10 protein-coding genes are annotated in these 11010 nt (G+C 46.6%); 6 read left to right on the forward strand and 4 right to left on the reverse strand.

The features are described from left to right. The coding region (rpmG, locus tag EBR25_10650; protein ID NBW41442.1) for a 50S ribosomal protein L33 at positions 1–615 on the reverse strand (615 nt) is incomplete at its 3' end. Between the two features lie 222 nt (positions 616–837). On the opposite strand from rpmG, the gene EBR25_10655 reads away from it, so the two are divergent. From EBR25_10655 to EBR25_10675, 5 genes are all read left to right on the forward strand, one after another. After that, complete coding sequence (locus EBR25_10655) at positions 838–2106, forward strand: tyrosine--tRNA ligase (GenBank protein NBW41443.1); 1269 nt, start codon at positions 838–840, stop codon at positions 2104–2106. A gap of 3 nt (positions 2107–2109) precedes the next feature. Next, positions 2110–2598: a hypothetical protein gene (locus EBR25_10660; GenBank protein NBW41444.1), complete on the forward strand. Its 489-nt coding sequence runs from the start codon at positions 2110–2112 to the stop codon at positions 2596–2598. Then, positions 2595–3029, forward strand: a complete 435-nt coding sequence (locus EBR25_10665; GenBank protein ID NBW41445.1) for a hypothetical protein — start codon at positions 2595–2597, stop codon at positions 3027–3029. The genes EBR25_10660 and EBR25_10665 overlap by 4 nt, the downstream gene beginning before the upstream one ends. A gap of 206 nt (positions 3030–3235) precedes the next feature. Next, on the forward strand, positions 3236–4921 hold the full coding sequence (locus tag EBR25_10670) for an alanine:cation symporter family protein (GenBank protein ID NBW41446.1): 1686 nt from the start codon (positions 3236–3238) through the stop codon (positions 4919–4921). A 1-nt stretch (position 4922) separates the two neighbouring features. After that, positions 4923–5492, forward strand: coding sequence for a hypothetical protein (locus EBR25_10675; protein NBW41447.1), 570 nt, complete (start codon positions 4923–4925; stop codon positions 5490–5492). Positions 5493–5496: 4 nt separating this feature from the next. Here EBR25_10675 and EBR25_10680 read toward each other — a convergent pair whose 3' ends face one another. Then, a complete protein-coding gene (locus tag EBR25_10680; GenBank protein NBW41448.1) occupies positions 5497–6600 on the reverse strand; it encodes a hypothetical protein in 1104 nt (367 codons plus the stop codon). A gap of 156 nt (positions 6601–6756) precedes the next feature. Between EBR25_10680 and EBR25_10685 the strand changes: the two genes are divergently transcribed. Further along, a complete protein-coding gene (locus EBR25_10685; protein ID NBW41449.1) occupies positions 6757–7569 on the forward strand; it encodes a serine acetyltransferase in 813 nt (270 codons plus the stop codon). Between the two features lie 167 nt (positions 7570–7736). On the opposite strand, the gene pnp is transcribed toward EBR25_10685, so the two are convergent. Both pnp and EBR25_10695 read right to left on the reverse strand, forming a co-directional pair. Further along, positions 7737–9860 carry a polyribonucleotide nucleotidyltransferase gene (gene pnp / locus EBR25_10690; protein NBW41450.1) on the reverse strand — a complete coding sequence of 708 codons (2124 nt, stop codon included), beginning with the start codon at positions 9858–9860 and terminating at the stop codon, positions 7737–7739. A gap of 356 nt (positions 9861–10216) precedes the next feature. Beyond that, a complete protein-coding gene (locus tag EBR25_10695; GenBank protein ID NBW41451.1) occupies positions 10217–10513 on the reverse strand; it encodes a 30S ribosomal protein S15 in 297 nt (98 codons plus the stop codon). Between the last annotated feature and the right edge of the window lie 497 nt (positions 10514–11010).

Consider the following 11010-nt stretch of genomic DNA (forward strand, 5'->3'; position numbering starts at 1 on the left):
CTCCGTCTCAGTGGATGGTTCTTCTTGCTCAACTGTATCTTGCGCTGTCTCATCAGACTGTCCTTCTTGTTGCTCTGTTTCAGTGGATGCTTCATCGGCATCTTTACTCGAGAAAAACACGAAACATGATTCCCTTTTTCTCAAATGAAAGAATTCGTTCAACTTCTTACATGTATCTTTCTGGGCTATAGTTGGATAAGGGTTCTTATACGTGAGTATTTCTTCAAAGATACCCGGAAACGTCTCTTGAAAAATTATCATTGATCCTTTCAGCTTTAGCTTCCGGATCAGCTTCCAAAGAAAGACAAGCACTGATGCAGCAGATTTAGCGTTGCCCTGAGTGTTTTGTAGGTACAGCTTTGTATATTTCTTAACTGTGTCCAAATAAGCCTGCTCCCACTTGAACTTTGTATCATTTTTAGGACAAAGCCCAAGCCGTTCACGGAACACCAGCTTTTCTTCAAAAAGAACGTGCTTTTGGGCAATAGGGTCGTACTTTTTTAATGAAAGCTTTTGATCGCCTCGCCTTTTCTTCTTATTCACTCTTAGCGTATAGAAGAATCCAGTCCCCTCACTTGAAACAAGATATAATGCCTCTTTGGCTACTTTTGCCATATTCTCTACCGTCTACATTCAGGTTGTATCAAAGATTGCAAGAGTTTAGAGTTTCTGCTGGGAATATTCAACCCCACCAGCAACCTTTCCTCAAGACCTGAGACACCACCAGGGAATTGAGATAGCGAATATTGGTGAATAGAAGGGTTGAGGTCAAAGTCTGGTGTGTTCATAATCCAGAGAAAGAGCACTGGTGGGATTGCCAGGAAGGGAGTAGAAATTATGGATAAACCTAAATGGTTTCAGGAGCTTACTGGTAGAGGGCTCTTTCAGGACATCTCGGATGAAGAGCGCCTTGCTTCCCTTCCTTCAGGCTCCCGCTTCTACGTCGGATTTGACCCTACCGCTCCCAGCCTTCAACTCGGAAATCTGGTTCCCCTTGTAGTCGCAATTCATCTCGCTCGTGGTGGCCTACAGCCTGTTATCCTGTTCGGAGGAGCAACTGGCTCTATTGGAGATCCGTCAGGGAAAGATAAAGAGAGAACGCTGCTGGAGGCAGAGACTATTACTGCCAATATCGAACGGCAGCGAAAACAGGTTGAGAAACTCTTTCGCGATCTTTCAGTGGCACCGGAGTTCGTAAACAATCTTGATTGGACTCAGTCCGTACCTGTCCTTGATTTTCTTCGGGATACTGGAAAGCATCTTACCGTGAACTACATGATTGCCAAAGAGGTAGTCAAAACTCGACTGGAGGGGCATGGAATCTCATTCACTGAGTTCTCCTATATGTTGCTCCAAGCAATGGATTTTGACCACCTCCTCCGAACGTCAGACGTTGTTCTTCAAATCGGAGGCTCTGACCAGTGGGGCAATATTACTGCTGGACTTGAACTGATACGTAAAAAAGGAAGCGGAGAGGCTGTGGCGTTTTCTTTTCCTCTCGTCACCGATAGCGCAGGAAAAAAGTTTGGCAAAAGTGAAGATGGGGCCCTGTGGCTCGACAAGGCACTTACGTCGCCATATAAGCTGCACCAATATTTTTTGAATGTAGATGATGTCGATGCTATTCGCTACCTAAAGATATTCACCTTCTTAACCTTGGAAGAGATACAAGAAGTCGAGAAAGCACATCTTGCAGCACCAGAAAAGAGACTCGCTCAGAACACTCTGGCAGACCAACTGGTCGAGCTGATTCATGGGAAAGACGAGCTCGATGCAGCGAAGAAAAGTCGAGAAGTCCTCTTTGGCGGCTCCCTTGAGGGCATATCTGAGGATCGCCTACTAGAGATCTTTGAAGGGGTCCCCTCGAGTGAAAGGCGAAGAGCCGACATCATAGAACAACCGGTGATTGAAACGTTTACGGGAAGCTCACTTGCACAGTCTCGCGGAGAAGCGAAGCGACTGATTAGTGGTGGCGGTGGATATGTAAACAATGTCCGAGTTGAAGATAGTCAAGCGCTTCTGAATAGCCTTCCTCTTCCTTTTCCAAATGTAGTTGTGCTTCGATCCGGGAAAAAGAAGTATCATCTTATTCGAATTGTTGAGTAAGTGATGTCGCGACCCCCCTCTGACCACGAGCTTGAACAGCTTTTCACCTCTTACATGGGGAAAGAGCTCTTTTTGAGCAAAAATGGCGAGTGGTTTCACGAGGGAGTAAAATTTTCTCATAAAAAACTCGCTTCACTATTTCATCGCTCGATACGGTGGGATGCAGAACTCAATAGCTTTGTTATTCGAATAGGAAAAGGTCGGGCGACATTTACTCACGACGGATACGTGCGGTTCGTAACTGCTATCACCGAGACAGACGCAGGTATTTCAGTCATTTTCGCGAGCGATGAGTCGCTTCCCATGTCTCCTAAAGACTTGTGTATTCAGCAAGAAGAGGATCAAGAGATTTTTTTACTTCGCTCTCCTGGATTCCCTACTGCGCGTTTTACCAGAAGAGCACAACAGCTCCTTTTGCAGTATGCTCAGTCAGATAACAGTCTTAAGATAGGCGATGCAATTTTTACAATTCCTTCTTGTGGTGAGTCATGAGCTTCTCAGAAGGCGATGCAGTTACGGTGATCAAACTCAAAAAAGAGGGCGTGATACAAAAGGCTCTAAGAGGTGGAGGATACCGAGTTGCCATTAACCAGTTGTGCATCACTTGCAAAGAGGATGAACTCAAAGCGAGTACTGCCGTTCAAAGTGGTGCTCACCGCCAGAAAAGAGGAGTAAAGAAGCTGGCGTCCGCTCAAGTAAAAGAAATTGACCTTCATGGGCAAAGCGTTGAAAAGGCAAAAGAACTCGTACTCGAATTTATCAACCAGGGCGTACTCAGCGGTGAGACCCGTCTGCACATTATTCATGGACATGGCTCAGGCAAGGTAAAAACTGGGGTCCACTCCCTGCTTTCGACGCTCGATGTGGCAAAACGGTTTGAAATCAGTCGCACAAATAGCGGAGTCACTGTGGTCTATCTTTAGGTGGCTCTATCTTTAAGTGGGTCTATCTTGAAGCAAAGCAACCCTCCTCCTCACCGATTTCTTAGCGGCAACACTGCCGAAGCGCTGTCATGACAAAATTGCTCAGCTGAAATACGGGAAATAGCCGAGGAGAACAGAATTCACTCGATTCTCGCCTTGACCCAATCTGAGAAACGGGAAATCGTAGACCATACTCTGAAAAAGGTATGGATATGCTGCATCAATCTTTCACCACATTATTACGCTTTTCTCTATTAGCAATACTGGCAGGGCTGCTGTGCGTTAGCCTGATCCACGCCGATTCGGAAAAGTCTGTGCCAACAGATGTGGAAGATGCCATTCAGATTGAACACGTAGAATCAGAGACTCCAGCACCGCCCTCTCTCCTCTCAAGAGTAAACAGCTCAATGGCATCGGTAATGTTCTTCGATATCTTGGGGGGCGCCCACACAGTGACCCAAGTAGATATCTCGGGTAATCCCGTAATCGATCCAGAAACGGGTGAACCAAAAAAACGAACGGTTGGATTCCCGCTTCTTGTAGCGATACTCGCTTTTGGAGCGATATTTTTCACCTTCTTTTACGGCTGGATTAACATAAGAGGATTTCAACACTCGATTGATGTTGTAAGAGGAAAATTTGACCATGAAGATGACACTGGTGACGTCTCTCATTTTCGAGCGCTCACAAGTGCACTCTCTGCAACGGTAGGACTCGGGAATATTGCTGGAGTGGCAGTTGCGATTCAACAAGGGGGGCCCGGTGCGGTCTTCTGGATGATGTTCCTTGCTCTCTTTGGAATGAGCGCTAAGTTCGGAAGTTGTACGCTCTCTCAGATGTACCGACGTGTCAATCCTGATGGCAGCATCTCAGGGGGGCCGATGTATTATCTCGACCTTGGTCTACGAGACGTTTCAGCCTTGTTAAAACCTCTTGGGAAAACGTTAGCAATTTTATATGCCATCTTCATCATGGGAGGGTCATTTGGTGGTGGTAATATGTTTCAGGCCAACCAAACAGCAGAAGCGATTACGAACACCTTCGGACTCACTCCCGGAGCTGAAAATATAATAGGAATAATTCTCGCCGTTCTTGTTGCTATCGTTGTTCTCGGGGGAATAAAACGCATTGGGGCTGCAACCTCCAAGATCGTACCTCTGATGTGCGGTATATACGTGATTGCAGCAATTGTCGTTCTTGTAACGAACCTCCATAACATACCGTCAGCATTGGGTACGATCTTAAATGAAGCCTTTGCTCCCAACGCTTTTTTCGGTGGATTACTCGGTGTCCTCATTATGGGATTTCGAAGAGCAGCATTTTCTAATGAAGCCGGGCTTGGAAGTGCAGCGATAGCTCATGCGGCTGCCAAGACAAAAGAACCAGTCAGAGAAGGACTGGTTGCGATGCTAGAGCCGTTCATCGATACCATCATAATCTGCTTTATGACCTCGATGGTCATCGTGGTGACAGGAGTTTATGCAGATCCGAGTATTGGTGCAGGCTCAGCTGATATCGGAGTGAGCCTCACGACGGCAGCATTCCAGTCGGTCATTCCGTGGTTTCCTATTGTCCTGACAATCTGTATTGCCCTATTTGCGTATTCGACAATGATCTCATGGTGCTACTACGGTGAACGAGGATGGATATATCTCATGGATCACCTTGGGGAAGGAGTAGGCTTAAGAACCTTACCCATTTTTCGAACTATCTTCGTATTTTTTACCTACCTGGGAGCCATTAGCTCCCTTGGGGATGTAATAGACTTTTCAGACCTTATGATTCTTAGCCTCGCCTTTCCGAATATCGTTGGTAGTCTTATACTCGCTCCACGAGTAAAAAGGCTCCTTGCAAACTACTGGACACGTCTTAAAGCCGGGGAGATGAAGTAGAATGATTCCATATCGCGCACTCTGTAAGATTGTCTTTCTGATGCTTATTCCGCTGGTGATATCCCCGGAACCTGCCTTGGCTGACTCACCGTATGTGGCAGAAACTGACTATTCGAATCTCACGCAGAGCCCGAAGGATGGCTGGGGAGACCTCGTAGTAGTCGAAGAAGAGAAAGAGCCCCTTCCGCTCTATGCTGAGATTCTTCTGTGGCCGGTTAATCGAATCCTTGATCTGGTTGACGTCGTCCGTGTTGATGTCGGTGCGGGGGCAAGTTATGGAGGAGTGATGAGAGTTACTCGCCAAGGCTCTGTTGGATACCGAAAGGTTGAGCCGGGCTCTTTACGAATAGGGGCATTTGGTCGGCAATCACCTTTCTTGCTCGAGACAGAGAATGAGTTCGGAGTAGGACAGAGCTACCAGTTTTCAGAAGATCGAGAAGTCTGTCAGGCTGAGTTCGGAATTGGCCTCGACATCTTTTTGGGAGGCTATATCGGAATATGTCCAGAGGGAATTGTAGATTTCTTCGCAGGGCTTGTTTTCCTCGATCCCGACGACGATGATATTCGGTAAAGACCTAGTCGAAAGAGATAAGGTCGTTATCTGGATCATAAAAAAGATCCTCTGAGGTTGCTTGCGCCTCTTTCTGCAATTGACCCGTTTCTTCCACCGCTTCACGCATCATCTCGTTCCGTCGCTCTTGATCGCTCATTAATCGCTCTCTCAACTCCCTTTTTCTGAACTCTCGCTCATAGTCAACGAACGGAGATTTGATATACGCAGATAGGGTCTCTAGATACAACTTCTCCCCCTCAGTCCTTCCTTCCCCACTGAGCAAACCCTTTTCAAATTGTTGGATAGCAATAAGATGCTGATCGAGTCGCTTTGAATCCCGAGCGATGGCTTGGGCAAATCGCGAAGCCGATTCAATCACAAAGAGCCTTGGCTCAAGCTGTTTTCGCGGCAATTTTTTTAATAGGTCTTCGAGAGTCTCTTCATCTTCAGAGCTCCCTTCTTTCGAAGATGTCTTCTCCTGTGTTTCCGCCTTCTTGATCGTAGCACTCTTAGCCGCCTCACCGATTTCTAGCGATGGCAAGTCATCAAGCAAAGCGGTATTGTCCTTGATCTCAACTTTGTTGAGGCGTTCCTCACGTCTTTTCTCTCGCTGAAGAGCGGTAATCTTCCTTTCAATTTTCTGGTAACCACGTGGCGGCTTACGACATTCAGAAAAGAGTAAACGAAAAAATGCCTTACACGCAGCACATCCCACAATACCCGCTCGGTACTCGCGTCCGATTTCTCTCACAACATCAGCTCTACCATCCTCATAAAGCTGATTACACAGGTGTGTAAAGTACTTCCTCTGCCGAAGGTAACCAGAAAATGATTTGGGATTTGATCTCTTCACTCTCCGCGGAAGAGGGGCTGGCTCACTGTACCGATGCATGCTACCTGCATCGAATTGGGGATCTTGCTCTACGCTCGTCATTGGACCTTCCGGTTCAGGCACTTTACTCAAACCCTCTTGTCCGATAGCGAATTGAGGAACTGATAGAATCATGAGAAGAGCGAGGAATCCAAGACACAGGAGCGCTCTGAAAGACCTCTCGAAACTTCGCGAGTCGCCTCTCAACGTCGCTAAATTCACCACACTAAATTTTTCACCAAGGAAATGATTCACGAGCTTCTCTCAAAAAACCGGATTTTCTCCCTTTAAGATGCAGAAATTGCTAAAAAAAGAGTCATAAATTTATTCTCCTCACCCCCCCAAGCCCTTGTCCCATTTTTACTCCTCCTCTAAAGTGCTCTCATCACTAGAACTCGGCGGATATACGGCATGACTATTGAAGAGGTAATAGAACGACTTTTTACACAACGAGGGGGAAGAACAACCCCTCCCGTTCCCATTCAATCAGAAATTCAACAATTCGCCGCTGGCATACAACACATTCTCTTTCCTCACTTTGATCAACATTCGTTTCAAACGAAAAATGAGCTCGCCACCTACCTGAACAATATCGATAGCATAGCACTCAAGTCCATTGGTCGTGAGGGGCCTGAACTTGAGAAGATAGCGAGAAAAGTTCTCGATCAGCTTGCTCAGTTTTTGCCAGAGCTTCAGATGACCTTACAAAAAGATGCCGAGTTCATTCACGAAGGAGACCCAGCAGCTCGGTCAACCGATGAAGTAATTGCCTCTTACCCTGGGTTTCAAGCTATTCTCTTTCATAGAGTAGCTCACTTTTTCTGGAATCATTCTCTTGAATCATTTGCTCGTGCTCTATCAGAGCATGCACATAGAAAAACGGGGATTGATATTCACCCAGGCGCGCGCATCGCATCTCCCTTTTTTATAGATCATGGCACTGGAATTGTTATCGGAGAGACAACAGTCATCGGAGAGCGAGTTAAGTTGTACCAAGGGGTTACCCTGGGCGCATTGAGCGTTGAGAAAACACTCGCTTCGACAAAAAGACACCCCACCATTGAAGATGATGTTGTTATCTATGCAAGTGCAACCATCCTTGGTGGAGATACCGTTATTGGAAAAGGCTCTGTTATCGGTGGAAACGTTTGGCTAACGAACAGTATCCCTGCTCACTCCACTGTCTATCACAACAGAGAAGTTACAATTCAGACTCGAGAATAGGCGCACTGAAAAAAAACACCGCCAGCTCCCCTTTTCCTCTCATCACCACCTTTCTTGAAAGTGCGCGCACAAAAAAAGGGGCCACGAACCAAAAGCCCGTGACACCCCTTTTTGCCATGCTCCTCCTCAGCACTCGGCTTGAGGAAGGAACAGTTTAGAGAAACACCCTAGTTTGCATTCGCTGCCATATCAGCTAAGGCTTCTTTCAACGAGAGGCGAATCTTACCCATTCGGTCCATCTCAAGCACCTTAACAGTGATTTGATCTCCCTCACTTACGACATCTTCAACACTTCGGACTCGCTCATCCGCAAGTTGTGAAATGTGTACGAGCCCTTCTGTTCCAGGAAGGATCTCTACGAAGGCACCAAAGTCGGCTATTCGCTTTACGACTCCCTGGTACAGCTTTCCAATTTCTGGCTTCTCAGTAAGACTCTTACAGATTCTTACCGCGTTATCCAAGGACTCTCCATCACTTCCAGAAACAGTAACGTCTCCGTTGTCTTGGATTGAGATCTTAACATCCCAAGTCTCTTGAATGCCTTTAATCGTCTTCCCACCACTGCCAATCAAGTCTCTGATCTTATCCGTAGGAATCTTAAAAGAGACGATTCGCGGCGCATATCGGCTTAACTCCTCACGAGGAGCCTCAATAACTTCCGCCATCTTCGTTAGGATATGGAGACGCGCTTCTCGAGCCTGCTCAAGAGCTTGGGTCATGATATCTTGGCTCAGACCTTTAATCTTAATATCCATTTGAAGAGCAGTAATACCACGCTCACTTCCACACACCTTAAAGTCCATATCGCCAAGATGATCCTCGTCTCCGAGAATATCGGTCAAGATTGCCGTCTTTTCACCTTCCTTGATAAGCCCCATCGCAACTCCCGCTACTGGAGCCTCTAGGGGAACCCCTGCATCAAGAAGCGAAAGGGTACCACCGCAAACCGACGCCATGGAGCTCGAACCGTTACTTTCCGTAATTTCTGACACGATTCTTACCGTGTACGGAAAGTTCGCGGTTGATGGAATTACCGTTCGCAATGCACGCTCAGCAAGCGCCCCATGTCCAATCTCTCTTCTTCCAGGTCCACGCATTGGTCTTGCTTCTCCAACGGAAAACGGAGGGAAGTTATAATGCAGCATAAAGTCTTTGGTGGTGTCACCATAAAGATTATCGATACGCTGAGCATCGTCTTCTACCCCAAGAGTGGCAGTAACAATTGCCTGAGTCTCTCCTCGAGTGAAAAGTGCTGAGCCATGAACCCGAGGCAAGTATCCAACCTGGATATCAATTGGACGAACCGTTCTTGTATCACGCCCATCGATTCTCTCGCCCTTTTCGAGGATCATCTGGCGCACATACGTTGAATGAAGGCCTTCTAGAATTCCGACCACCTCAGCCTTCCGAGCATCAGGGTCCTCCGCATCCTCTCCAACAAACTGCTCTACTACCTTTTCCTTAACAGCCTTGAATGCTGTCTTTCGCTCAAGCTTGTCACGGACAACACATGCCGCGAGAAGCTCGTCTTTGATAGCACTCTCTATCTGCTGAGTAAGAGCTGCATCATCCTCTTTCGGTACAAACTCAATCTTCGTTTTTCCTACCTTTGAGACAAGCTCGTCTTGCAACGCAATAATCTTCTGGATCTCTTGGTGTGCATAAAACAGCGCTTCTAGCACCTCAGCCTCTGAAGCTTCATGTGCTCCACCTTCTACCATAACGATGGCATCACGGGTTCCTGCTACGATAAAGTTCAAATCTTGATCTTCGAGCTCATCAGGAGTCGGATTGATACATAACTTTCCGTCTATACGTGCAACACGGACTCCAGCTACAGGGCCATCAAACGGAATTTCTGAAATAGCAATTGCAGCAGACGCGCCACATAATGCTACGACATCAGTATCAACGTTTGGATCCGCTGAGAGCACAGTAGCTACCACTTGAATCTCATTACCGAATCCCTTCTTGAAAAGGGGCCTACACGGTCGATCAATAAATCGTGAGATAAGAGTTTCACGCTCGCTGAGCCTTCCTTCTCTTTTGAAAAATCCTCCCGGAATCTTTCCTGCAGCATACGCCTTTTCAACATAATCAATCGTGAGCGGAAGAAAATCTCCCCCACGGTCATCTCCAAGCACACATGTTACGAGTACTACTGACTCTCCAGACCGAACGATTACCGACCCAGAAGCCTGCTTCGCTACTTTTCCTGTTTCAAATGATAAGTGAGTTCCGTGAAAATCAGTTTCTACGGTAATTGGTGTTCCTAGTGTTGTTTCTGACATATTCTTTCTCCTTCAACCTCCGAGTGAGCGTACCTTAAAAAACTGCTCACCGAAGTATATTTTTTTGTTCACCTATTAAAATTTGTTGAAATAATGACTGCCATTCCTTCATAGCCACGAACCACGGATTCCAAGTGTCATGATACTGTATTTCTCATGACACTGTATTTCGCAAGATGCTGTATTTCGCATTATGACTGAATGGAATGCGCTCGTATCGACTCCACAATCCCCAACGTCCTCGGGCCCATTTTCTTCGTCCCAATTTCTGGGACCGAATCGTTGGATACCCCTCAATAAGGAGTGAAGCCGGGCTATTGAGTTCATCTGTGAAAACAAGGGGCAAGACGAAGCGCCTACTTTCTTAGCCCGAGCTCACCAATAAGAGTCCGATAGCGAGTAATATCTTCATTTCGTAGATACGAAAGAAGCCTTTTTCGCTGGGAAACTATCTTTAACAGACCTCTCTTTGAATGTTTATCAAGAGAGTGCTTATCAAAATGTGTTTTAAGCTGCTCAAGTCGACGAGTTAAAAGCGCAATCTGCACCTCTGGCGAGCCTGTATCACCCTCGCCTCTCTTAAACTTTGCAATCACATCCGCCTTTGACCCGACGGTTGTTCCGACTTCTTCTATACTTTCTTCAGCTGGCATTAATAATGCTCCTCAATTTCTTTCTTCATATCATGCAGAAAACAAACGTTGCTTCCTGCACATCCTATCTCAAGTGTTCTTCAAGTTTTGCGTGTATCCCTCTCAACCGACACGGACCTGCCGAGTTGTGCTAAAGAGTTTTTAGGTGAAGACTAGCGACTGACTATCCTTCAGCAAAAAACACTTTGCGACCCTCGGCAGAACCAGCAATTCCATACATGAGCGATACGTTCAATCTGCGACCATTGAAAATGGTCGCTGTATTCCATTGCAAGCACGGAAACTGAACCGCAAAATACATCGAAATTATGGGCACTTAACCAGACAAAGTCAACGCTTGTGCCCTGCCACACCCCAACTCACTCGCACCACCTGGCAGAAACTGGGTCCGATAGCCTCGAGCACTATGAAATGGACTCCTTGAAAATTCCTCCAACTCACTGAAGAAACTAGGAAATTCCCTCTTGATCCTTGCTCTTTGGGAGGCTCTTTCTTCC

The organism is bacterium (assembly GCA_009926305.1).
Taxonomy (GTDB): Bacteria; Bdellovibrionota_C; UBA2361; order UBA2361; family RFPC01; genus RFPC01.

Coding starts and splice junctions, on each gene's coding strand:
- pnp (NBW41450.1), bottom strand. CDS start 9,860: ATGTCAGAAACAACACTAGGAACACCAATTACCGTAGAAACTGATTTT.
- EBR25_10695 (NBW41451.1), bottom strand. CDS start 10,513: ATGCCAGCTGAAGAAAGTATAGAAGAAGTCGGAACAACCGTCGGGTCA.
- EBR25_10670 (NBW41446.1), top strand. CDS start 3,236: ATGGATATGCTGCATCAATCTTTCACCACATTATTACGCTTTTCTCTA.
- EBR25_10660 (NBW41444.1), top strand. CDS start 2,110: ATGTCGCGACCCCCCTCTGACCACGAGCTTGAACAGCTTTTCACCTCT.
- EBR25_10675 (NBW41447.1), top strand. CDS start 4,923: ATGATTCCATATCGCGCACTCTGTAAGATTGTCTTTCTGATGCTTATT.
- EBR25_10655 (NBW41443.1), top strand. CDS start 838: ATGGATAAACCTAAATGGTTTCAGGAGCTTACTGGTAGAGGGCTCTTT.
- EBR25_10665 (NBW41445.1), top strand. CDS start 2,595: ATGAGCTTCTCAGAAGGCGATGCAGTTACGGTGATCAAACTCAAAAAA.
- EBR25_10685 (NBW41449.1), top strand. CDS start 6,757: ATGACTATTGAAGAGGTAATAGAACGACTTTTTACACAACGAGGGGGA.